We start from the raw sequence: 22,571 nt of genomic DNA, 5'->3' as shown, positions 1-22,571 counted from the left end.
CCTCGGCGTTCTGTGAGGTCAGTGATTCATGAAAGAGGTGACGGGCAGCGCCCTGGCGACGATCCGGACGTCGCCGAGCCGGCCGTGGAAGATCTGGTCGATCTTCCCTCCGTACTCGTAGCCGCCCAGCAGCCACGGCAGCCCGACGGAGGTGATGCCGACGGAGGAGGCCTTGGGGTTGCGCAGCACCGGGCAGCCCTCTACGTACAACGTGGTGTGCCGGCCGTCGTTGACGACCGCGAGGTGCCACCACGTCTCCAGCGGCGTCTCCTGGCCCCAGTTGGTGGCGATGCCCTGCTGGTTGAGCGGGCGCATCGCCCACTGCGGCTCCCGGTCGTTGGACAGCGACAGCGTGGCCAGCGGCTCGTCCGGATCGTCGGCGGTCTTCCCGGCGGCGCCGCCCGTGCCCGTGCGGGAGACCAGACCCGACCAGGCGTTGTGATCCGGGTCCCAGTCGGCGGGCAGCCGGTAGAACGCCTCGATGGTGTAACCGTCCTCGAAGGTGGCCCGGCTCAGCGGGGCGCCGTCGACCGTGCGCAGGTAGGCGCCCTTCAGAGGGGACTTGAACCCCTGGAACTCCAGGCTGCCGTGGCCCGGCTGGTCGGGGTGGTGGTCGGCCGACCAGCCCAGCGCGCCGCCCCCGACCGGGACGAGGGAGAGGTCGTTGCCCCGCCCGGACAGATCACGCACCGTGCCGCCCGTGCCGTCCACCGGCCTGTCGAAGCGCCAGTACGCCATCGTCCCCGGGACGAGCATCTTCGAGGCGGGCCGGGCCGCACGGGCGGGCACGGGCGCGAATCCGGCGAAGCGCTGGTCGAAGTCGATCTCGACGGAGAACCGGTCGGCCTCGCCGCTCAGTTCCATCTCCTGCCGCTCCAGCTCGTTGAGCCCCTTCGCGGCCCGGCCGAGGATCCAGGGGGAGAGCGTCTCCACGTCGATGACCCCGCGGTCCAGGTCGAACCGGTACAGACGGATCATGGCCGCGCCGCCGAAGTACCGGTTCTGGTAGTTCGTCAGATGCAGGTGGACGTCGTGCCCGGCCGCGTTCTTCCGTAGCGCGCGGCCGGCGGGCCAGTAGTGCCCGCCGAGCGCCAGGAAGATCTGGTCGTGGTCCTCGATCAGCCGGTCCCACAGCTGCTGCCCGTACTCCGACAACGTGTCGTCCGCCACGACCAGTTCGTGCGTCGTGAGGATCACCGGCGTCTTCGGGTGCTTCGCCAGGACGCCCTTCGCCCATGCGTAACCCTGCGGCGACAGCCGCCAGTCCAGCGCCAGGACCAGCCACTCGCGGCCGCCCGCGGTGAACAGGTGGAAGGTGTTGTAGCCGTCGGCCGAGGCCCCGCCGAACGTCCGCTGCCCCGCGAACCGCTTCGGCCCGAAGGCGTCCAGGTACGGCGTCGCGCCGCGCTGGTCGGTCGTGGACGACTTCACGTCGTGGTTGCCGGCCAGGACGCTGTAGCCGACGCCGCGCCGGTCCAGCAGCCGGAACGCCTCGCCGATCGCCGCGAACTCCTCCGTCGCGCCGTTCTGCGTGAGGTCGCCGAGGTGGGACAGGAAGACGATGTTCTCCTCCCTGCCGTGTTCCAGCAGATACCGCAGCGAAGCCTCGACCGGCGCCTTGTCGATGCTCGGCCCGTCGAAGAGGTACTGCGTGTCCGGCATCACCGCGAGCGTGAAGCGGCGGCTGTCGGGGTCGGGCCGCCACGCCGCGGTCGCCGCCTCGGCGGTGACGGCCGGCAGCGCGGTGACGGCGGCTGCGGTCACGCCGAGCAGCGCTGTGGCGCGGAGGAAGCCGCGCCGCGCGGCACCGGCCTGGGGCGCCTCGCCCGGGTCGTGGTCATGCGAAAGGCACACGGGTGCTCCAGGAGGTGACGGGGACGGGTGATCGGGAGGGGGAGAACTCAGAGAACGCGCAGTGTCCAGCTCCAGCGATGGACTCCTGCCGCGACGAGGTGGGAAGCGAAGGTGTCGGGTCCGCACGACGCCGTGCCGAGCCCGCGGTGCGCCGCGTCGATGTGCACCACGCACCCGGCCCGCGGCACCAGTTCGTCATGGTGCGCGACGGCGGCGAGTCCGGCCGCGCGATACCGGTTCACGGAGACCTGGCGGGGCCGGTCCAGCCGCACCGCGAGCCCGGTGGCGTCCGGCGCGGACAGCGTGAACCGCCGCACGCCGTGCCGCCCGCCGCTCTCCTGCGGCCGCAGATAGGGCGTGAACAGCTCGTCGACCGGAAGGGAATGGTGGCCCACGGGCGCGCCGGCGGCCCGGTCCGGATACGACTCCCAGGGGCCCTGCCCGAACCACTCCAGCAGGTTCAGCCCGGGGACCGTCTCGAACACCGTCCCCACCCGGGCCACGTCGTGCAGCGCCTCGGGCAGTTCGGCGCTCTCGTCCACGATCAGAGCGCCGTCCATGGCCGTCAGCACCTGTTCGTGCCGGACGGTCCCGCCCGCGCAGACGTGGTCGGACACCACGGTCACCCGGCCCGGCTCACGCCGTACGGAGACGATCTTGCGGGCGGGCGCCTGAAGCCCCCAGTGTCGCCAGCGGGCCGCCATGCCGCCCAGTTCGTCGTTGTCGGTCGGTGCCCTCCACAGCGACAGCACGGGAGCGGCCGTCAGCAGCGGATGGACGAGCAGCCCCTCGTCGTCGACCTCGACCGGACCGTCCGGGACCCGGGTGTGCACCGGCGGGGGAGCCGCCCGCAGCCGCACCTGAGGCAGGCACACGACCGTGCCCCGCGGTGCCCACGGCTCGTCCCCGGCCGTCGTGACCCGCAGCGTCAGCCACGCCTCGCCGCCCTGCGCGGGCAGGTCGAACGGCAGCGGCACCGCGGCCGTCTCACCCGGCCCGATACCGGGCAGCTCGGCGGGAGCCGTCAGGGTGGTGCCGTCGGCGAGGGACAGCTCCCACTCGCCGGACAGCCAGTCCAGGCCACGGAAGTGCTGGTGGTTGCCCAGCACGACGCTCTCGTGCCGGAAGCGGTCGATGCGCACCGGCGCGGCGATCTCCCGGTGCTCGAACATCACGGGCTTGGGGGTCCGGTCGGGGAAGACGACACCGTCGGCGATGAAGGCGCCGTCGTGGTCCGTCTCCCCGAAGTCGCCGCCGTAGGCCCAGCGGTGCCCGGGCGCGGCGACACCGTTGTCATGGAGCCCGGCGCCCCCACGCCCGGCCGGTCTGCCGTCGTTCACACGCTGGAGGATGCCGTGGTCCCAGAACTCCCAGATGAACCCGCCCTGAAGACCCGGGGTGGCCTCGATGGCCGCCCAATGGTCCGCCAGCGTGCCGTTGCTGTTGCCCATGGCGTGCGAGTACTCGCACTGGATGAGCGGCTTGGTCTGGGTGCCGGACACGGCGTGCGCCAGGCACTCCTCCAGCGGCGCGTACATGGGGCAGGCGATGTCGGAGGCCAGGTCCGGATCCGCCCAGCCGCGCTTGGCCGCGCCCTCGTACTGCACCGGCCGGGTCGGGTCGTGCCGGCGCACCCACCCCGCCGCCGCGTCGTGGTTGGCCCCGTAGTCGGACTCGTTGCCCAGGGACCAGATGATGACGGAGGGGTGGTTCTTGTCCCGCAGCACCATCCGTGAGACCCGGTCCACGAAGGCGTTCAGGTAGCGCGGGTCGTCGGCGATCTCGTGCGCGTGGTCGTGGGACTCGATGTCGGCCTCGTCTACGACGTAGAAACCGAGTTCGTCCGCCAGGTCGTACAGGGCCGGGTCGTTCGGGTAGTGCGCGGTGCGGATCGCGTTGAAGCCGAAGCGCTTCAGCAGGACGAGGTCGGCGCGCATGTCGTCGTACGACACCGTGCGCCCCGTCAGCGGATGGAAGTCGTGCCGGTTCACCCCCCGGATGAACACCCGCTCGCCGTTGACCAGCAGGTCCCGGCCGACGATCTCGACGTCGCGGAAGCCGACGCGGTGCCCGGAGGTGTCGGCGACGGTGCCGTCGGCGCGGTGCAGACGGACGGTCAGGCCGTACAGCTCGGGCGTCTCGGCGTTCCAGGTGCGCACCTGAGGCACGGCGGTGCGCAGCCGGGCCTCGCCCAGGAAGTCGGAGACGCGCTCGTCCTCGGCGTTGGCCCGGTCGAACTCGGCGTCCTGGCTGAGCAGCTGCCCGTCCAGCTCCCCGCTGACGTACCAGCCCTCGGGCAGCGCCCCGCCCGCGTCCCGCACCCGGCACTCCACCAGCAGGTCGCCGTCCCGCCGGGCCCGCACGGTGACGTCCGCGAGATGCAGCGGGTCGGTGGCGTACAGCAGCACCGAGCGGGTGATCCCGCCGTGCCACCACTGGTCCTGGTCCTCGATGTGGGAGGCGTCCGACCACTTCACCACGGTCAGGCGCACGGTGGCCCGCTCCCCGGGGCGCACCACCGGTGTGAGGTCGAACTCGGCGGCCAGGTGCGAGTCCTTGGAGATCCCGACGGGCCGCCCGTCCACGTGCACCAGCAGCACGCTCTCGGCGGCCCCGACCTGGAGCACGATCCGCCGCCCGGCCCACTCGGCGGGCACGTCGACCGCCCGCTCGTAGACCCCGGTCGGGTTGGCGGCGGGCACCTCCGGCGGGAACTCGGTGAACGGCATGCGGATGTTCAGGTACTGCGGAAGATCGTCCGTGCCCTGGAGGGTCCACACGCCGGGTACGTACGACGACGACCAGACCTCCCCGGGCGGGGCGTCCGGCGCGGGCAGCAGCTGGAAGCGCCAGTCGCCGTCGAGCGGGACGGCGCCGGGGCGCCGGTCGACGGCGTTCATCGGCAGCCGGCCCCAGGAGGTCAGCTCGGGTGCCCGCCAGGGGCGCAGGGCGATCAGGGGGTCGGGGTGTGCGTCGTTCATGACCACTCCGGAGTCGGTGCGGCGCGCCCGGGCAGGACGCGGCCCTGTAGGCCCCAGGCGGGGTCGAGGGGGATGCCGAGACGGTTCAGGACGGTGGGGGCGATGTCGATGAGGCGGGGCGTGTCGAGCCGGGTGCCCGCAGGTCCGCCGGGCTCGGTGAGGAGGACGAAGACCTCCCGTTCGGCACGCGAGTCTCCGCCGTGGCCACCGGCGTCGAGGTGCCCGTGGTCGGTGGTGACCAGCACGGTCCAGTGCTCCTCGGGGCGCCCGGGAACCGCACGCCGGGCGTCGATCGCCTCCAGCAGCCGCCCGAGGTGGGCGTCCTGGCCGAGGAGGGCCCGGTCGTAGGCGGGGGAGAGGGGCCCCGTGGCGTGGCCGGCTTCGTCGGTGGCGCCGAGGTACACGAACAGGACGTCCGGGTCGGACTTGGTGAGCCAGCGCAGGGCGGTGCGGGTGACGCGGCGGTCCGCGGTTTCGTAGCCCCTGCGTTCACCGTTGTGGCGTACACGGCGGCCGATGGTCCGGCCGAGGGTGCCGCGCCGGACAAGGGCCGGCCAGGACACCGCGGCCGCCGTGCGCAGCCCGGGCCGGGCGCGGGCGGCGCGGGTCAGGAAGTCGGGGTAGCGGGCGTAGTCGGCGCCTTTGAAGTCGTTGCCGGTGACCCCGTGGCGGTCGGGCCACACGCCGGTGAGGATGCTCGACCAGCCGGGCCCGGAGTCGGTGTAGGCCACGCCGGTCGAAGGCTCGTCGTCGGCCCGGCCGTAGGGCAGCAGGCTCGTGCCGACGGCGCCTGCGGCCATCAGGGCGTGCAGCACCGGGGCGTTGGCCGGCGAGCGGGTCAGCCGGTCGTAGCGCAGGCCGTCCATGCCGACGACGAGGACCTTGGGGCGTCGGGCCTCGGAGTTGACCTCCGTCACGGGGGTGCCTCTCTTGTGTGACTGCTACGAGCTCGGGACCGACCGCCGGTTCTCCGGCTGCGCTCCCGCGGTGGCCGGTCGCGCCGTCCCCCGCGCCCCTTCGAGGCGCGTCAACTGCCCTGCACCGCCCCCTCCGTGGCACCCGATATGAACCCGCGGGCGAAGATCGTGAAGACCACGACCAGCGGTACGGACGCCATGAGCACACCGGCCATGACCATGCTGTAGTCGGTGGTGTGGCCGACGTGGAGCTGGGCGAGCGTCACCTGAAGGGTGAGGTGGCCGGGGTCGGTGAGCACGACGAGAGGCCAGATGTAGTCGTTCCAGGCACCGACGAAGGCGTAGATGGCGAGGAAGGACAGCGCGGGCCTGATCATCGGCAGCACGATGTTCCAGTACTGGCGGAAGAAGCCGGCGCCGTCGATGCGCGCGGCGTCGAGGAGTTCGTCCGGCACTCCGTTCGCGATGTACTGGCGCAGCCAGAAGATGCCGAAGGCGTTGGCGAGGGCGGGCAGCACCAGCGCCTTGAGCGTGCCGACCCAGCCGATGTCGGACATGAGGATGAACTGCGGCAGGACGGCCAGCTGGAGCGGCAGCATCATGAACCCCACCAGCAGCGCGAACAGCACCTTGCGTCCGGGGAAGTCGAACTTGGCGAAGGCGAAGGCCGCCAGGGAGTCGACGAACAGGACCAGGACGGTGGTGACGGACGCGACGACGATCGTGTTGAGCATCGACCCGAAGAAGTCGATGGTGCCGAGCACGTGCCGGACGTTCTCCAGCAGGTGGGAACCGAAGGTCAGCTTGGGCGGGCTCTTGTAGATGTCCTGGGTCGTGTTGGTCGCCATGACGATCGTCCACACGAACGGGAAGACCGAGACCAGCACGGCCAGACCGAGCACGAGGTGCGCGGTCAGGCCCTTGGGGCGCCGTGACCGCCTCTTGACCACTGCGGTCATGACTTCCTCCCGCGCTGCACGAGGCGCCAGTTGATGAGGACCAGCACCAGGATCAGTACGAAGAAGGCCCACACGATGGCGGCGCCGTAGCCGTAGTCGTTGTTGACGAACGCCGACTGGTAGAAGTACAGCAGCGTGGTCAGGCCCGCCTGGCCGGGACCGCCGAGGTTCGGGTTGGCGGCGTTGCTGCCGAACAGGACCTGGGGTTCGCTGAAGCTCTGGAGGCCGTTGATGGTCGAGATGACGACGGTGAACAGGATGATCGGCCGCATGATCGGCATGGTGATCTGGAAGAACGTGCGGACGGGTCCGGCGCCGTCCAGCCTGGCCGCCTCGTAGATCTGCGTGGGAATGGCCTGGAGACCGGCCAGATAGATGATCATGTTGTAGCCGGTCCACATCCAGGTCATCAGCAGCGCGATGACCAGTTTGATCAGCCACGGATTGCTCAGCCACGGCACGGGTGCGATGCCGACCGTGCCCAGGATCGCGTTGACCAGGCCGAAGTTGTTGCTGAACACCGCGCCGAAGAAGATCGACACGGCGACGATCGACGTCACGTTCGGTATGTAGAGGGCGATGCGGTAGAAGCCCTTGAAACGCCGCACCGAATGCAGCAGCGTCGCCAGCACCAGGGCGCCGAACAGCGTGGGCACGGTGGACAGGACCCAGATCACCAGCGTGTTGCGGATCGACATCCAGAAGACCGGGTCGTCCAGAAGGAACCGGAACTGGTCCAGACCCACGAACTGCATGGTGCCCATGCCGTCCCAGCGCTGGAAGGCGAGGTACAGCGAGTAGAAGACCGGGAAGAACGAGAAGGCGCCGAAGATCAGGAAGAAGGGCGAGATCGCCAGGTATTGCCGCCAGTGGGACAGCACCCCGCGACGCCTGGGCCGTACCGTGCCCGCGGGCGGTGTACGCCGCGGGCGGAAGCGGGCCGGGCCCGGCCCGCCGTGGCGCCGGGGCACCGCGGCGGGGCCGGTGACCGGAGGTGACGTCACCTCACTTCACCCCCTGTCGCCGGGCGATCTGCCTGGCCTGCCCGACCGCGTCCTGCCAGGCGTCCTCGGGCTTCGTGCCCTTGGCCTCGATGCTGGTCAGCGCTGTCATGTAAGGCGCCATGACGGCGGCGTCGGCGGGTGCTTCGTAGGCGGCCGGGATGGCCTTGGCGGCCGGGCCGAACACCTCGATGACCTTCTGTCCGCCGAAGAACGGGTCGCCGCCCGTCATGGCCGGCATGGAGTACGCGGTGGGCGCGGCGGGGAAGATGGCGGCGTCGGCGAAGCCGCGGGCGTCGTTCTCCGGGCTGAGGATCCAGCTGATGATCTTGAACGCCTCTTCGGGGTTGCGGCACTGCTTGGGCAGGGCCAGGTAGGAGCCGCCCTGGTTGGCCGGTCCGCCGGGCATCGCGCAGACCCGCCACTTGCCCTTGGTGTCCGGAGCCGCCTGCTCGATGTCCAGCGCGTGCCAGGCCGCGCCGAGTTCGGTGGTCAGGTTCTTGCCGATGGCGGCGTTCCAGGTGTTGTCATTGATCTTGGCGTCGAGACCGAGGGTGTAGGGGCGGACCGCCGTGGTCCACGCCTTGCGGATGTGGTCCTGGTCGCCTATGAAGCGGTTGTCCCTGTCGATGAACCGCTCGGTGCCCTGCCCGACCGCCATGGTGAAGACCGAGCTGATGTTGTTGACCAGGTAGGTGCCGGGCAGCTTCTTGCGCAGCTCGACGCCGAGGGCGAAGTAGTCCTCCCAGCTCCCGGCCTCGGCTGCGACCTTGTCGGGGTCGGTGGGCAGCCCGGCCTTGTCGAACTGGTCCGCGCGGTAGAAGAGCGCGGTGGGACCGATGTCGATCGGGAAACCGATCTGCTTGCCGTCCTCGGTCCGGGCGAGCTTGGTCTTCCAGTCCAGGTACTGGGACGAGATCTCCTTGAAGCCCAGGTCGTTCAGGTCGAGGAAGCGATTCGCGTTGGGCAGGAAGGACGCCATGTCCTCGCCCTTGATGCCGGTGATGTCGGGCACCGAGGTGCCCGCCGAGAGGGTCGTGACGAGCTTCGACTTGAAGTCGCCGCCGATCGAGGCGACGGTCAGCTTCACCTCCTTGCCGAAGTGGGTCTTCGCCTCCGCGACCACCTTGTCGCTGAGCGCTCCTCCCCAGTACCACAAGGTGAGGTTCTTGCCGTTCTTGCTGCCGGCCGAGCCGGATCCGCCGCCGCAGGCGACGGTCAGACCGGAGGCGGCCGCGGTGAACGCGGCGGCCTGGAGGAAGCCTCTACGAGAAAGATCCACGGGGCACTCCTGTTGTTCCTGTTCGACGTGGAGAGGGGCGGGAGGGTCAGTGCGGCCCTTCGCAGGCGCGCGGACCGACGGGGGTGTGAGGGGCGGGCGGGGTGACGGGGGCGTGGTGCACGGGCGGCCCGGGATCGGCCGGGATGCGGTCGGCCAGGAAGCCGTAGGCGCGGCGCAGCCCGGGGTCGCTCAGGGAACGCCACCAGCGTTCGACGCCGTGCCAGCCGGGGGCCGCGAGGGCGCCGCCGTGGTGCCGGACGGACAGCCCGGCCGCGAGCACCGCGAACCGCAGCCGTTCCGCCAGCGGCCAGCCGCCCAGGGACGCCGCGACGAAGCTCGCGCCGAAGACGTCCCCGGCGCCGGTCGCGTCCAGGACGTCGGTGTCCAGGGCCGGGACCTCCGCGTACTCGCCGGTGATCTGGTCGACGGCGATGGCGCCGTCCCCGCCCCGGGTCACCACGGCGACCGGCACCAGCTCCGAGAGCGTGCCGAGCGCGGCCATCGCGCTGTCGGTGCGGGTGTAGGCCATCGCCTCGGTCTCGTTCGGGAGGAAGGCGTGGCACAGGGCCAGCTGGTCCAGGAGGGTCGTCGACCACTGCTGTGAGGGGTCCCAGCCGACGTCGGCGTAGATCTGCGTGCCGTTCGCCGCGGCCTTGGCCAGCCATGCGCGCGGCCGGGCCTCGATGTGCACCAGGGCGGTCCGCGCGTCGGGCGGGTCGCCCATCAGCACGTCCTGCGAGTACGGCGGCTCCTGGCCGTGGGTGAGCAGGGCCCGGTCGTGGCCGTGGGCGACGGAGACGGTGACCGGGGTCGGCCAGCCGTCCGCCGTACGGGAGAGCGAGAGGTCGACGCCTTCCTGGCCGCACAGGACGTCCCGGCAGTACGCGCCGTAGAAGTCGTCGCCGAACACCGTGGCCAGAGAGGTCGTGAGGCCGAAGCGGGAGGCGGCCACCGCGAGGTTGGCGATGCCGCCCGGGCCGCAGCCCATGCCCCGGGTCCAGATCTCCTCGCCCGGCGTCGGCGGTTTGCCGAGCCCGGTGAGGACGAGGTCGTAGAAGAGCAGCCCGGTCAGCAGCACATCGGGCCGGTCACCGTCCACGGATCTGTCCTCTCGCTCACGGCTTCAACGGAGATCGTCAAAACTCTTCATTTCGGTGACCGGAATCGTGCGCCGCTCAGCGAGATTGGTCAATACCCGAGCAGAAATAAGCATGGCGATGATTGGAGATGACGAGTAATGTGCACGCCGTGCTGGCAGAACGACGACACCAACTCATCCTGCGGGCCCTGCGCGCCGGCGGGCCCGCGGCCGTGACCGACCTCTCGGAGCAGCTGGGGGTGAGTCCCGCCACTATCAGGCGTGACCTGGTCAAACTGGAAGAAGACGGACTGCTCACGCGCGTGCACGGCGGCGCCGTCGTGGAGGAGGGCGACCAGCCCTTCGCCGAGGTCGCCGAGGTGCGCGTCAGTGAGAAGGACGCCATAGCCGAACGGGCCGCCGCGATGATCAGGGACGGCCAGTCGGTTCTGCTGGACATCGGGACGACGGCCTACCGCCTGGCCCGGCAGCTGCACGGCCGCCGCCTCACCGTGATCACCAGCAACCTGGTGGTCTACGAGGAGCTCGCCGACGACGAGGGCATCGAGCTGGTCCTGCTCGGCGGCATGGTCCGCCGCGAGTACCGCTCCCTGGTCGGCTTCCTCACCGAGGACAACCTGCGCCAGCTGCACGCCGACTGGCTCTTCCTCGGCACCAGCGGGGTGCGGCCCGGCGGGCAGGTCATGGACACGACGGTCGTGGAGGTGCCGGTCAAGCGCGCCATGATCAAGGCCGGCGAGAAGGTGGTGCTGCTCGCCGACGCGGCCAAGTTCCCGGGGCACGGCATGGCGAAGGTCTGCGGTCCCGAGGAACTGGACGCGGTGGTGACGAACGAGCCGGTCGACGCCGCGACGCGGGCCTCCTTCCAGGAGGCGGGCGTCGAGGTGGTCGTGGCGGGAAAGGGGCAGGCGTGAACCCTCCCCCGGCCGAGGCGGGCGGACCGCCGGCTCAGGCCGCCCCGCCGTCCGGTGCACGGCAAGATCCCCCACCCTCGGCACCAGCCGGGCCGGCACCGGCCCGGGGTCCTGAAGCAAGCTCAAGGAGGTGGCGCGTGTCCGGTCCCCGCCACATGCCGCACGCGGCCCGCCGTATCGGAGGAACCCGGTGAAGCTGACGATTCTGGGCGGCGGAGGTTTCCGCGTGCCGCTGGTGTACGGAGCGCTCCTCCAGGACCATGCCGAGGGCCGGGTGACCCAGGTCGTCCTGCACGACCTGGACGCCGGGCGGCTGTCGGCGGTGACCCGTGTCCTCGCCGAACAGGCGGCCGGGGTGGCCGACGCTCCCGGGGTGACCGCCACCACCGACCTCGACGAGGCCCTGCGGGGCGCCGACTTCGTGTTCTCCGCGATCCGCGTCGGCGGCCTGGAGGGGCGCGCGAACGACGAACGCGTGGCCCTGGCCGAGGGCGTGCTGGGCCAGGAGACGGTGGGCGCGGGCGGCATCGCCTACGGCCTGCGCACGGTCCCGGTCGCCGTCGACATCGCGCAGCGGGTGGCCCGGCTCGCCCCCGACGCCTGGGTCATCAACTTCACCAACCCGGCCGGACTGGTCACCGAGGCCATGTCCCGCCACCTCGGCGACCGGGTCATCGGCATCTGCGACTCCCCGGTCGGCCTCGGCCGCCGTATCGCCCGGGTGCTCGGCGTCAAGAACCCGGCGGAGGCGTGGATCGACTACGTCGGCCTCAACCACCTCGGCTGGGTGCGCGGCCTGCGCGTCGCCGGCCGCGACGAACTGCCGCGGCTGCTCGCCGACCCCGACCTGCTCGGCTCCTTCGAGGAGGGCAAGCTCTTCGGCCCCGACTGGCTGCGCTCCCTGGGCGCGATCCCGAACGAGTACCTGCACTACTACTACTTCAACCGCGAGGCCGTCCGCGCCTACCAGCAGGCCGAGAAGACCCGCGGCGCGTTCCTGCACGACCAGCAGGCCCGCTTCTACGCCGAGATGCAGAACCCGCACGCCCCCGCCCTGAAGGTCTGGGACCGCACCCGCGCCGAGCGGGAGGCCACGTACATGGCCGAGAACCGCGAGACCGCGGGCGCCGGCGAACGCGACGAGGACGACCTGTCCGGCGGCTACGAGAAGGTGGCCCTCGCCCTGATGCGGGCGATCGCCCGGGACGAGCGCACCACCCTGATCCTCAACGTCCGCAACCGGCGCACGCTGTCCGTCCTGGACGCGGAAGCCGTCATCGAGGTGCCCTGCCTCGTCGACGCCAACGGAGCCCACCCCGTCACCGTCGACCCGCTGCCCGACCACGCCACCGGCCTGGTCTGCGCGGTCAAGGCGGTCGAGCGCGAGGTGCTGGCCGCCGCCGGCTCCGGCTCCCGCGCGACGGCCGTGAAGGCCTTCGCCCTGCACCCGCTCGTCGACTCCGTCAACGTGGCCCGCAGGCTGGTCGAGGGCTACACCGACGTCCACCCGGGGTTGGCGTACCTTAGGTGAACGCCGATCGGTAAGCGCTTTCCCCGCTGCTTCCCGCCTGCTCGCTCTTTCCGCTTCCTGGAGACATCCCATGCACGACGAAAGCCGCCGCATCGAGGAGCGCGTGCAGCGCCTTCACGACCAGCGCATCAAGTCCGCGGTCTACGCGGCCACCGTCCCCTTCGAGGTGGAGGCCTGGCAGGCCCCCGGGGAGCCGGTCCCGTTCGAGGAAGCCGCCGCCGCCTCCTACGAGCCGTTCACGATGGGCACCCCGTGGGGCCCGCCCTGGGGCACCACCTGGTTCCGCATGCGCGGACGGGTGCCCGCCGAGTGGGCCGGAAAGCGCGTCGAGGCCGTCATCGACCTCGGCTTCGTCGGCGACTGGCCCGGCAACCAGGCCGAGGCCCTCGTCCACCTCACCGACGGCACCCCGCTGAAGGCCGTCAACCCGCTCAACCAGTACGTGGCGATCGCCAACCCCGCCCGGGGCGGCGAGACGGTCGACTACCTGGTCGAGGCCGCCTCCAACCCGGACATCCTCGCGGACGACTTCTCCAGGCCCACGCCCCTCGGTGACAAGCTCACCGCGGGCGACAAGCCCCTCTACACCTTCCGCAGCGCCGACATCGCGATCCTCGACGAGGAGGTCTGGCACCTCGACCTCGACGTCCAGGTGCTGCGCGAGCTGATGCTGGAGCTCGGCGAGCACGACCCGCGCCGGCACGAGATCGCCCACGCCCTCGACCGGGCCATGGACCTGCTCGACCTGGACGACGTCTCCGGCTCGGCCGCCGCCGTGCGCGAGGCGCTCAAGCCGGCGCTGTCCAAGCCCGCACACGCCAGCGCGCACACGATCTCCGGCGTCGGTCACGCCCACATCGACTCCGCCTGGCTCTGGCCGATCCGCGAGACCAAGCGCAAGACGTCCCGCACCTTCTCGAACGTCACCTCGCTCGCCGACGAGTACGACGACTTCATCTTCGCCTGCTCCCAGGCCCAGCAGTACGAGTGGGTCCGCGACCACTACCCCAAGGTGTGGGCCCGCATCCAGGAGTCGGTGAAGAACGGCCAGTGGGCGCCGGTCGGCGGCATGTGGGTCGAGTCCGACGGCAACCTGCCCGGCGGCGAGGCCGTCGCCCGCCAGTTCATCCACGGCAAGCGGTTCTTCATGGACCACTTCGGCATCGAGACCAAGGGCGTGTGGCTGCCGGACTCCTTCGGCTACAACGCGGCCTACCCGCAGATCGCCAAGCTCGCCGGCAACGAGTGGTTCCTCACCCAGAAGATCTCCTGGAACCAGACCAACAAGTTCCCCCACCACACCTTCTGGTGGGAGGGCATCGACGGCACCCGCATCTTCACCCACTTCCCGCCGGTCGACACCTACAACGCCCGCTTCAGCGGCGTGGAGATGTCCCGCGCGGTCCGCAACTACTCGGAGAAGGGCGGCGCCTCCCGCTCCCTGGCCCCCTTCGGCTGGGGCGACGGCGGTGGCGGCCCCACCCGCGAGATCATGGAACGCGCCCGCCGGCTGGCGGACCTGGAGGGCTCCGCCAAGGTCGTCGTCGAACACCCCGACGAGTTCTTCGCCAAGGCCAGGGAGGAGTACCCCGACGCGCCGGTGTGGGTCGGCGAGCTCTACCTGGAGCTGCACCGCGCCACCTACACCTCCCAGGCCCGCACCAAGCAGGGCAACCGCCGCTCCGAGCACCTCCTGCGCGAGGCCGAACTCTGGGCGACCACGGCCGCCCTGCACGCGCCGGGCTACGCCTACCCGCACGAGCAGCTGGACCGGCTCTGGAAGACCGTGCTGCTGCACCAGTTCCACGACATCCTGCCCGGCTCGTCCATCGCCTGGGTGCACCGCGAGGCCGAGGCCGAGTACGCCCGCGTCGCGCGGGAGCTGCACGCCCTGACCGCCGAGGCGGTGGCCGCGCTCGGCACCGGCGAACCCCGCGCCTTCAACACCAGCCCCTACGACCGCGCCGAAGTGGTCCGCACCACCGACGGCGCACCGGTGTACGTGGAGGTGCCCGCCGGCGGCTCCGCGCCCCTCGCCGACGCGGCGCCCCCGCAGGCCGTCACGGTGAACGGCCTGGTCCTCGACAACGGACTGGTCCGCGTGGAGGTCGCCGAGGACGGCACCCTGTCGTCCGTCCGTGACCTGCGTGCCGGCCGCGAGGTCCTCGCCGAGCCCGGCAACCTGCTCCGCCTGCACACTGACCTGCCCAACTACTGGGACGCCTGGGACATCGACAAGCACTACAAGAACCGCTACACGGACCTGCTCGACGCCTCGTCCGTCACGGTCGTCGAGCAGGATCCGCTGATCGGCGCCATCCGCGTCGAGCGGGCCTTCGGCAAGGGCTCCACGATCACCCAGACGATCAGCGTCCGCGCCGGCAGCCCCCGGATCGACATCGAGACGGACATCGACTGGCACGAGACCGAGAAGATCCTCAAGGCGGGCTTCCCGGTCGACATCCGCGCCCCGCACTCCTCCGCCGAGATCCAGTTCGGTCACATCCAGCGCCCCACTCACACCAACACCAGCTGGGAGGCGGCCCGCTTCGAGGTCTCCGGCCACCGCTGGGTGCACCTCGGCGAACCCGGCTACGGCGTCGCCGTCATCAACGACTCCACCTACGGCCACGACGTCTCCCGCACGGTCCGCGAGGACGGCGGCACCACCACCACCGTCCGCCTCAGCCTGGTCCGCGCCCCGCGCATCCCGGACCCCGAGGCCGACCAGGGCCGCCACCGCTTCACCTACGCGCTCCTGCCCGGCGCGACCATCGAGGACGCCGTCGCCGAGGGTTACTCCCTCAACCTGCCGCTCCGGGTGGCCGACGCGGCAGGCGCCCCCGGACCGGTGGTCTCCGTGGAGGGCGAGGGCGTGACCGTGGAGGCGGTCAAGCTCGCCGACGACGCCTCCGGCGACGTCGTCGTACGGCTCTACGAGTCCCGGGGCGGCCGGGCCACCGGTACCCTGCGCACCGGCTTCCCGCTGGCCGGAGCCCAGGTCACCGACCTGCTGGAGCGACCGCTGGAGGAGGCGGAGATCACCGACGGCACCGTCGCCGTCACGCTGCGGCCCTTCCAGATCCTCACCCTCCGGCTGCGCAGGAGCTGACCTCATGGCCGTGCAGCCGTGGTTCGAGGACGCCGAGCTCGGCATCTTCGTGCACTGGGGCATCTACGCCGTCGACGGCGTCCAGGAGTCCTGGTCGTTCTACGACGACATCGTGCCGCACGACCGTTACATGTCCCGCAGGATCAAGCCCCCGACGGCTTCGGACCTCGACCCGCACGCCACCGTGCTGGCCGTCGAACTGGAAGGAGAATTGGAGCTGTACCGAGGGGCGGGGGCCGCTTCTGATATCGCCAGATTGACCCACGATTCCGGCGCCGGAATGCCCCCTGTCGTGGGTCGCCCGGCTCCCTAGAGTCGATGGCATGACGACGACGCAGAACGAGACGACGCAGAACGAGACGGCGCAGAACGAGACGACGCAGAACGAAAGGGGAAACAGCAGCGGCTTCGCGCCGGTCCTCACCCGCGCCGCCGAGGCCGAGACGACGCGCGACCCCAGCAGTGTGATGACCCTGCTCGCCGACTCCGGGAACACCGGCGGGCGGCTCACCGCCTACCGGTCGACGTTCGCTGAGGGTGCGGCCGGCGCGCCCGCCCATCTGCACACCGAGGCGTCCGAGATGTTCTACGTGATCGACGGAGCGCTCCAGGTGCTGGTGGGCGAGGAGATCACCGTGCTGCGGGCCGGCGACTTCCTCCTCGTACCGCCGCACACCCCGCACGCCTTCGCCGCCGCGCCCGGTGCGACGGCCGACGTGCTGTTCGTCTTCACCCCGGGCGCGGGGCGCTTCGACTATCTGCGGCTGCTGGGCCGGGTGATGCGCGGCGAGGCCGACCCGCAGGAGATCAGGGACTCCTCCGAACGCTTCGACAACCACTACGTCGACAGCCCCGTCTGGCGCGAGGCGCTCGCGGCCAGGGCCTGAGGCCTCAGAGGGGCAGCGCCTGGGCCGCCGCTCCGACGGAGCCGACCGGTTCGGCGGCCGTGGGCGCGTGCACCGCGGGCAGTGGTTCCGCCGCTTCCGGCCGCTGCTGCGGAAGCGACACCGGCCGCAGCGGGCGCGGTCCCGACACCACCGTGTAGTCCTGGCCCAGGAACGGCGGCACCATGTCACCCGGGTCCTCGCCGAGCGCCAGCTGCACGGCGGCCCACGGGGCGTTGACCCCGCACAGCGACAGCTGGTGCAGCCCGCCGGCCGGGCGGGTGTTGACGTCCATGAGGACCGGCCGGTCGCCGAACATCCGGAACTGGATGTTCGACAGGTAGTGCAGACCGAAGCCCTCGGCGATCCGCCGGGCCGGGTCGAGCCACTGCTCGTGCAGGGTGAAGCCCCGGCGGCGGCCGTTCTTGGTGCGGCCGACCGCGAGCCGGACCCGGTCGTCCGGACCGGTCAGGCAGTCCACCGACACCTCGGGCTGCTCCAGACGCGGCATCACCAGCCAGTCGACCGGCTCCTCCGCCTGCCGCAGCGCCTCCAGCACCAGGTCCAGCGGCACGTACGGGCTCGGGAAACCGCTCAGCTGCATCAGCGAGAAGGGCGTACGCGTGATCACCCGGAAGCCCACCCCGCCGGCCCCGGACGCCGGCTTGAAGCACGCCTTGTGCCCGCCGGCCTCCAACGCCTCCACAGCGGCGACGAGTTCGTCCTCCGAGCGGACCCGGTACCACGGCGGCACCGGCACGCCGATCGCCTGGACCGCCTCGTAGGCGATCACCTTGTCGTGGAAGACGGCCACGGCCTCGGGCGGCGGCGCCAGCACCGCGGTGCCGGCCGCCTCGAACTCGGCGCGGTGCGCCACGATCGCCGACTGGTGCAGCCGGGGCACGAACACGTCGATGCCGCGCCGCGCGCACTGGTCGAGCGCGTACTCGACGTACCCGGCGGGGGACAGGTTCTCGGGCTCCAGCTCGGCGGTGTCGGCTGCGGCCAGCACCGGGGAGTCGGGGTCGCCGTGGGTGGCGTGGATCTCGACGGCCCGGTCGCTGGGATTTCTCCGCAGCTGATCCATGAAGAACACGTTCTCCGCGTACGTGCGGTTGAGCCAGACGCGTACGCGAGAGACCATGCAGGCCGCCTTTCAGGGTTCGCGGGCAGGGCTGAGCAACCCGTGCCCGGGCAAGAAAAGGGAGGGACACCAAACCGCCCCTGTGAAAGGGAAGTTCGTAGCGGTGGTGTTGGGCCAGATCATACGGCTTCGGCAGCCCTCGTCGTGCAACGCGCGTGTGAAGGAATTCTCCGGCCACGGCCCCTGGCCGCTCTTGCTCCCCCTCGCGCGGATGTGATCTCTTGGTGACGTCCGGGTGCGCGCGGAGGGGGCGAGAGGTGACGTCGACGGCCGGTGGCGCCGCACAACTGCTGGCCATCAGCGATCTGCACATCGGATACCCGGAGAACCGCGCCCTGGTCGAGGACATGCGCCCCGGGACGGACGACGACTGGCTGCTCGTCGCCGGGGACGTCGCGGAGACGGTGGCGGACATCCGCTGGACCCTGAAGACGCTCGCGGCCCGCTTCCGCAAGGTCGTGTGGGTGCCCGGCAACCACGAGCTGTGGACCCATCCGGGCGACGCCGTCACCCTGCGCGGCGTCGCCCGGTACGAGTACCTGGTCGAGATGTGCCGCGAACTCGGCGTGACGACACCCGAGGACCCCTACCCCGTGTGGGATGGACCCGGAGGGCCGGTCGCCGTCGCCCCACTGTTCCTCCTGTACGACTACTCGTTCCTGCCGGCCGGCTGCACGACCAAGGAGCAGGGCCTGGAGTACGCGCACGGGACCGGGATCGTGTGCACCGACGAGTACCTGCTGCACCCCGACCCCTACCCGAGCCGGGAGGCCTGGTGCCGGGCCCGGGTCGCCGAGACCGAACGCCGACTCGCCGGACTCCCCGGCGACCTGCCGGTGATCCCCGTCAACCACTACCCGCTGCACCGACATCCGATGGACGTCCTGTGGCACCCCGAGTTCGCCATGTGGTGCGGCACGGACCTGACAGCCGACTGGCACCGGAGGTTCCGCGTGCACGCGATGGTCTACGGCCATCTGCACATCCCCCGCACCACCTGGCACGAGGGCGTGCGCTTCGAGGAGGTGTCGGTGGGCTATCCGCGCGAGTGGAGCAAGCGGCCCGGGCCGCCGGGGCGGCTGCGGCGCGTCCTGCCGAGAGAGGGCGAGGAGCTGTGATCGAGGAACTGCTGCCGGAGACCGTGGTCGCCGTGGAGGCCTACGGCCACGAGGACGCGGACACTCCGTTCCCCGAGGAGGAGGCCCTCCTGACCCGGGCGGTCGCCAAGCGGCGCAGGGAGTTCGCCGCCGTGCGCTCCTGCGCCCGCCGCGCCATGGAGAAGCTCGGCGTGCCGCCGCAGCCGATCCTGCCCGGGGAACGCGGCGCCCCCCGCTGGCCGGCCGGGCTGGCCGGCAGCATGACCCACTGCGACGACTATTGCGCAGCCGCCCTGGTCCGCACCACCGACCTCGCGTCCCTCGGCATCGACGCCGAGACCCACGGCCCGCTGCCCGAGGGCGTCCTGCCGTCCGTGTCCCTGCCGGCCGAGGCGGACCGGCTGCGCGGGCTCGCGGCCGAACGCCCCGACATCCACTGGGACCGGCTGCTGTTCAGCGCCAAGGAGTCCGTCTACAAGGCGTGGTTCCCCCTCACCGGGAAGTGGCTGGACTTCATGGAGGCCGACATCGAATTCACCGCCGACGGCACCTTCCGCGCGACGCTGCTCGTCCCCGGCCCACGGGTGGGCACCCGCCGCGTCGGCCACTTCGACGGCCGCTGGACGACGGGGCGGGGCCTGATCGTGACGGCGATAGCGGTACCCCTCACCTGACCCGCATCGCGGCACTCCTCCCAACTCCAGGGCGGAGCCTCCTTCCGTCCCGAAAACCCGACCGGGCGGCCACGGCCGCCCGGGACCGGTCTCCGTCCTGCGGCCGGGCTGCCCGTCGGTGCGCGGTCCCGCCTCCGCAGGCGCCTGGCTTGCCTGTTGGGCTTGGCCCGGGCTTTACGCCGCGGCCTGGGCTGCTCGGCTGGCCGCCGGGGGCGCTTTTGTCCTGCGGCCGGGCTGCCCGTCGGTGCGCGGTCCCGCCTCCGCAGGCGCCCGGCTTGCCTGTCGGGCTCGCCCGGGCTTTACGCCGCGGCCTGGGCTGCTCGGTCGGCCGCCGGGGCCGCTTCCGGCCTGCGGCCAGGGTCGTCCGCCGGTGTGCGGTCCGCGGCCGGGCCGTCCGCCCCGGGGCCGGCTTCCAGGGGGCGGACAGGACACCTCAGCGTGCGTCGGGGCCCGCTCGCGGCGTGCGGCCTGGGGCGTCCGCCGGCGTCCGGGCCTTGCGGCCGGCCCGCGGTCCGGGCCCTGCGCGGGAGCGCGGGCCCGGCTTCGAGTCTGCCGCCCGGCGTGTCCGCCTCGAAGGCGGAGCCCGCTCCCGGTGCGCAGGTCAGGGGCTCGGCTCCGGGCACCAGCTTTCCAGGAGGCGGAAGAACGCCTCCTCGTTGCCGGTCAGTCCGGCCTGTTCCAAGGCCTGTTCCGCCTCGGCGAGCACCGTGGGCGGGACCAGCGGCGGGCCTCCCTCCACGTCGAAGGCGGCCCGGACGGTGTGCAGCAGCCGCAGATAGGCCTGGACGGCGGTGCGTTCGCGATCGGTCAGAACGGCGGTGGGCATCGGTCGGCTCTCCCCGTGTCGGCGTCGTCGGTCCCGCGCCCTCGCGGCGCGCACGCCCCGCACAGCGGTGGCGCCCCTCCAGCTTGCCGCCCACCACTGACAATCCGGCCCCGCAGTCCTCCGGTTCGCCCGCTCGGCGGAGGCGGAAGCGCTGGACGGCCGTCAGCCCTGCGGTCCGCGATACCCCAGCGACGCCTCGATCCGCCCCGCCAGATGATCCCGCTGCACCGGCCCCCGCGACGACGAACCGGCGAGCCAGGCCCGGCACTTGCTGGCGAGCAGCAGGCCGAAGCTCTCGGCCTCCTTCTCGTCGTCGAGGTCGAAACGGGTGCGCGCGGCGACCTTCAGCACGGTCGCCTGGAGGTCGGCGCCGTCGTCGAGCAGCCGGGCCGCGACGGCGGCGCCCTCGACGTGGTGGGAGCAGTGCCCGGCCTTCATGTGCCACAGCTCGTGGCCCAGGATCACCAACTGGTGCTCGGGAGCGGTGCGTTCCTCGATCACGACGAGATCCTGCTCGGCCATGTCCAGCCAGAGCCCGCTGGCCGTCCCGGGCGGGAACGCGGCCGTTCGGAAGCGGACGGGGCGGCCGCGGCGTCTGCTCATGCCGTCGCACAGGGCGGCGTACAGCTCCTCGGGGCGAGCCGGCGCGGGGAGGGTCAGCTCCGCGACCAGCTCGCCGCACAGACGGCGCATTTCCTTACCGATGCCCACAGTTCTCCCCACGGTCACGACTCGGGCCGCTTGACGCTCTCCAGGAGCATGTCCAGCCACTCCGCGACCTTGTCGCGGTGCTGGTCGGTGGGCAGTTGCGCGGCCCGCCAGGCGATGCCGCGCACGCCGTGGTCCTGTAGCAGCCGCTCCAGCGGGTCGTCCGCCGCCGCGGCCGCCTGCCGCTCGCGGTCGGCGAGCTTTTGCAGCAGCTCCTGCTCGGTGTGCTGGAGGGCGCTCAGCAGCGCCTCGGGGTCCTCGGCCGTCAGGAAGCCGGCGTGCACCCGGAAGAACCGCTGGAGGGCGTCGCAGTGCTCCATGGTCGGTCGCCGGTCGCCGTTGATTAGGGCGCCGGCCTGCTGGCGGGACATGCCCGCACCGTCTGCGATCTCCTGCTGGGTGTACTTGCGGCCGTTGGGCTTGAGCCGGGTCCGGCGCAGCAGGTCCAGGCGTTGCAGGAACCGGGCCTGCACGTCGGGTTCGCCCGCCGGCCGGCCACTGAGCAGGGCTTTGACGACGGGGTCGGGGACTCCCGAGGCGACGGACAGCCGGCCGATGTCGAAGACCTCGGCGTGCGGCACGCCGAGGCGGTCGGCGAGCGCGCCGACACGGGACACGACGGCCGGTAGCACGGCCGTCGGCGTGGCGCCCGGACCCTCGACGAAGCCACCCTTCACCGACAGATCTCCTACGTATCTCACAGGCTTCTCACAAGTGGATGCCGTGACCTACCCCGGCGTGAACTTCCCGGAGCGTAGCCGGTGCTTCGAACTCACATCCAGGTCTCGCCACAACTGTGGCCAATTTCAGCCGTCAACAGGCATGAAATGCCACGATAGTTGACACGCCTCAGCCCGGGGCAGCAGGATCGGGGCGCCGCGTCAAGGCCGCACAGGCAAGAGGGGTGACCTCCCGATGGCATATCAGGCAGGAGGGCGGCGGCCGGCACCGCGGCCCGTCCACGAGACTCCCGAGGCCCAGGCCTACCTGGAGGACTACGCCGGGCTCCTGGAAGGTGTCTCCTTCCCCGCGCTCGTCGTCGACCACTCCTGGGACGTGGTGCTGACCAACAGCGCCTTCCGGTCACTTTTCCGTGAGGCCGGCCCGCATCCGACGGCCATGCCGGGCGACAACTTCCTCCGGTTCGTGCTCTTCCACCCCGACGCCCCCGCGGTGCTCGGCGACCACGAGGCGAGCTGGTGCCTGCCGATGCTCGCGCACTTCGCACGGACCGTGGAGAATCACGGCCCGGACCACGGCCTCCAGGCCATCCGCCGCGACATCGCCCAGGACCCGATCATGGAGGCCGCCTACCGGCACGGCCTGCCGCACTGGATCCGCGCGGTCGGCGAGGACGCCGTCGAGCAGGACGGCGCCGTACGGCCGCTGCTCCACCCGGACCCGCGCCGGGGCTCCACCGAATGCCGGATCGTCATCGAGACGTCCAGGACGCTGGAGGAACTGGGCTGCGCCCGGCTCACGTTCGTCCTGCGCGAGGCGCGCCGCTCCGCGACCAGGGAGCGCCGCACGCGCCGCACCGCCTCCCACCTGAGGGTCGTCCCCGTGGCCGACTGACCGCTCCCGCGCG

The 22,571-nt window shown here is 71.6% G+C and carries 18 protein-coding genes and 1 pseudogene; 8 read left to right on the top strand and 11 right to left on the bottom strand.

The window, feature by feature from the left end; translation table 11 throughout:
• Window positions 1-18 precede the first annotated feature (18 nt).
• The 7 genes from AB0E85_RS11400 to AB0E85_RS11370 form a co-directional block, all read right to left on the bottom strand.
• Window positions 19-1,854: a LamG-like jellyroll fold domain-containing protein gene (locus AB0E85_RS11400; RefSeq protein ID WP_361924989.1), complete on the bottom strand. Its 1,836-nt coding sequence runs from the start codon at window positions 1,852-1,854 to the stop codon at window positions 19-21.
• Window positions 1,855-1,901: 47 nt separating this feature from the next.
• Window positions 1,902-4,835, bottom strand: a complete 2,934-nt coding sequence (locus AB0E85_RS11395; protein WP_361924987.1) for a glycoside hydrolase family 2 TIM barrel-domain containing protein — start codon at window positions 4,833-4,835, stop codon at window positions 1,902-1,904.
• Entirely contained in the window at window positions 4,832-5,701 is an 870-nt protein-coding gene (locus AB0E85_RS11390) for an alkaline phosphatase family protein (RefSeq protein WP_361925052.1), read from the bottom strand. The genes AB0E85_RS11395 and AB0E85_RS11390 overlap by 4 nt, the downstream gene beginning before the upstream one ends.
• Before the next feature lie 161 nt (window positions 5,702-5,862).
• Complete coding sequence (locus tag AB0E85_RS11385; protein ID WP_361924985.1) at window positions 5,863-6,711, bottom strand: carbohydrate ABC transporter permease; 849 nt, start codon at window positions 6,709-6,711, stop codon at window positions 5,863-5,865.
• Complete coding sequence (locus AB0E85_RS11380; protein WP_361925050.1) at window positions 6,708-7,592, bottom strand: sugar ABC transporter permease; 885 nt, start codon at window positions 7,590-7,592, stop codon at window positions 6,708-6,710. Before AB0E85_RS11380 ends, AB0E85_RS11385 begins: the two co-directional genes overlap by 4 nt.
• Window positions 7,593-7,716: 124 nt before the next feature.
• Complete coding sequence (locus tag AB0E85_RS11375) at window positions 7,717-8,994, bottom strand: extracellular solute-binding protein (protein WP_361924983.1); 1,278 nt, start codon at window positions 8,992-8,994, stop codon at window positions 7,717-7,719.
• 46 nt (window positions 8,995-9,040) lie between these two features.
• Window positions 9,041-10,093, bottom strand: a complete 1,053-nt coding sequence (locus tag AB0E85_RS11370) for a carbohydrate kinase family protein (RefSeq protein WP_361924981.1) — start codon at window positions 10,091-10,093, stop codon at window positions 9,041-9,043.
• A 149-nt stretch (window positions 10,094-10,242) separates the two neighbouring features.
• Between AB0E85_RS11370 and AB0E85_RS11365 the strand changes: the two genes are divergently transcribed.
• The 5 genes and pseudogenes from AB0E85_RS11365 to AB0E85_RS11345 all read left to right on the top strand — a co-directional run bounded on the left by AB0E85_RS11365 (window position 10,243) and on the right by AB0E85_RS11345 (window position 16,537).
• On the top strand, window positions 10,243-11,007 hold the full coding sequence (locus tag AB0E85_RS11365) for a DeoR/GlpR family DNA-binding transcription regulator (protein ID WP_361925048.1): 765 nt from the start codon (window positions 10,243-10,245) through the stop codon (window positions 11,005-11,007).
• 190 nt (window positions 11,008-11,197) lie between these two features.
• Window positions 11,198-12,538 carry a 6-phospho-beta-glucosidase gene (locus tag AB0E85_RS11360; RefSeq protein WP_361924979.1) on the top strand — a complete coding sequence of 447 codons (1,341 nt, stop codon included), beginning with the start codon at window positions 11,198-11,200 and terminating at the stop codon, window positions 12,536-12,538.
• Window positions 12,539-12,608: 70 nt separating this feature from the next.
• A complete protein-coding gene (locus AB0E85_RS11355; protein WP_361924977.1) occupies window positions 12,609-15,650 on the top strand; it encodes a glycoside hydrolase family 38 C-terminal domain-containing protein in 3,042 nt (1,013 codons plus the stop codon).
• Between the two features lie 4 nt (window positions 15,651-15,654).
• Window positions 15,655-15,786: pseudogene (locus tag AB0E85_RS11350) on the top strand (alpha-L-fucosidase); the annotation flags it as partial.
• Window positions 15,787-15,973: 187 nt separating this feature from the next.
• On the top strand, window positions 15,974-16,537 hold the full coding sequence (locus tag AB0E85_RS11345; RefSeq protein ID WP_361924975.1) for a cupin domain-containing protein: 564 nt from the start codon (window positions 15,974-15,976) through the stop codon (window positions 16,535-16,537).
• Between the two features lie 4 nt (window positions 16,538-16,541).
• Here AB0E85_RS11345 and AB0E85_RS11340 read toward each other — a convergent pair whose 3' ends face one another.
• Complete coding sequence (locus AB0E85_RS11340) at window positions 16,542-17,678, bottom strand: ATP-grasp domain-containing protein (protein ID WP_361924973.1); 1,137 nt, start codon at window positions 17,676-17,678, stop codon at window positions 16,542-16,544.
• Between the two features lie 257 nt (window positions 17,679-17,935).
• Between AB0E85_RS11340 and AB0E85_RS11335 the strand changes: the two genes are divergently transcribed.
• Both AB0E85_RS11335 and AB0E85_RS11330 read left to right on the top strand, forming a co-directional pair.
• The gene (locus AB0E85_RS11335; protein WP_361924971.1) at window positions 17,936-18,796 is read left to right on the top strand and encodes a metallophosphoesterase; all 861 of its coding nucleotides are present in this window, start codon (window positions 17,936-17,938) and stop codon (window positions 18,794-18,796) included.
• On the top strand, window positions 18,793-19,449 hold the full coding sequence (locus AB0E85_RS11330; RefSeq protein ID WP_361924969.1) for a 4'-phosphopantetheinyl transferase superfamily protein: 657 nt from the start codon (window positions 18,793-18,795) through the stop codon (window positions 19,447-19,449). The genes AB0E85_RS11335 and AB0E85_RS11330 overlap by 4 nt, the downstream gene beginning before the upstream one ends.
• 601 nt (window positions 19,450-20,050) lie before the next feature.
• Here the strand turns inward: AB0E85_RS11330 and AB0E85_RS11325 are convergent.
• The 3 genes from AB0E85_RS11325 to AB0E85_RS11315 all read right to left on the bottom strand — a co-directional run bounded on the left by AB0E85_RS11325 (window position 20,051) and on the right by AB0E85_RS11315 (window position 21,660).
• Window positions 20,051-20,275, bottom strand: a complete 225-nt coding sequence (locus tag AB0E85_RS11325; protein ID WP_361924967.1) for a hypothetical protein — start codon at window positions 20,273-20,275, stop codon at window positions 20,051-20,053.
• Between the two features lie 162 nt (window positions 20,276-20,437).
• A complete protein-coding gene (locus tag AB0E85_RS11320) occupies window positions 20,438-20,968 on the bottom strand; it encodes a toxin-antitoxin system, toxin component (RefSeq protein ID WP_102912969.1) in 531 nt (176 codons plus the stop codon).
• A gap of 32 nt (window positions 20,969-21,000) precedes the next feature.
• A complete protein-coding gene (locus tag AB0E85_RS11315; protein WP_361924965.1) occupies window positions 21,001-21,660 on the bottom strand; it encodes a helix-turn-helix transcriptional regulator in 660 nt (219 codons plus the stop codon).
• Between the two features lie 238 nt (window positions 21,661-21,898).
• Here AB0E85_RS11315 and AB0E85_RS11310 point away from each other — a divergent pair, with 238 nt between their 5' ends.
• Window positions 21,899-22,558, top strand: a complete 660-nt coding sequence (locus tag AB0E85_RS11310) for a hypothetical protein (protein WP_361924963.1) — start codon at window positions 21,899-21,901, stop codon at window positions 22,556-22,558.
• Window positions 22,559-22,571: the final 13 nt, after the last annotated feature.

The organism is Streptomyces sp. NPDC029044 (genome assembly GCF_040637495.1).
GTDB lineage: Bacteria > Actinomycetota > Actinomycetes > Streptomycetales > Streptomycetaceae > Streptomyces.
The sequence above is the reverse complement of the archived record's forward strand: the minus strand, read 5'-3'. Positions and strand labels throughout refer to the sequence as shown.

Coding starts and splice junctions, on each gene's coding strand:
- AB0E85_RS11385 (WP_361924985.1), bottom strand. CDS start 6,711: ATGACCGCAGTGGTCAAGAGGCGGTCACGGCGCCCCAAGGGCCTGACC.
- AB0E85_RS11320 (WP_102912969.1), bottom strand. CDS start 20,968: ATGCGCCGTCTGTGCGGCGAGCTGGTCGCGGAGCTGACCCTCCCCGCG.
- AB0E85_RS11340 (WP_361924973.1), bottom strand. CDS start 17,678: ATGGTCTCTCGCGTACGCGTCTGGCTCAACCGCACGTACGCGGAGAAC.
- AB0E85_RS11310 (WP_361924963.1), top strand. CDS start 21,899: ATGGCATATCAGGCAGGAGGGCGGCGGCCGGCACCGCGGCCCGTCCAC.
- AB0E85_RS11390 (WP_361925052.1), bottom strand. CDS start 5,701: ATGGACGGCCTGCGCTACGACCGGCTGACCCGCTCGCCGGCCAACGCC.
- AB0E85_RS11355 (WP_361924977.1), top strand. CDS start 12,609: ATGCACGACGAAAGCCGCCGCATCGAGGAGCGCGTGCAGCGCCTTCAC.
- AB0E85_RS11345 (WP_361924975.1), top strand. CDS start 15,974: ATGACGACGACGCAGAACGAGACGACGCAGAACGAGACGGCGCAGAAC.
- AB0E85_RS11325 (WP_361924967.1), bottom strand. CDS start 20,275: ATGCCCACCGCCGTTCTGACCGATCGCGAACGCACCGCCGTCCAGGCC.
- AB0E85_RS11395 (WP_361924987.1), bottom strand. CDS start 4,835: ATGAACGACGCACACCCCGACCCCCTGATCGCCCTGCGCCCCTGGCGG.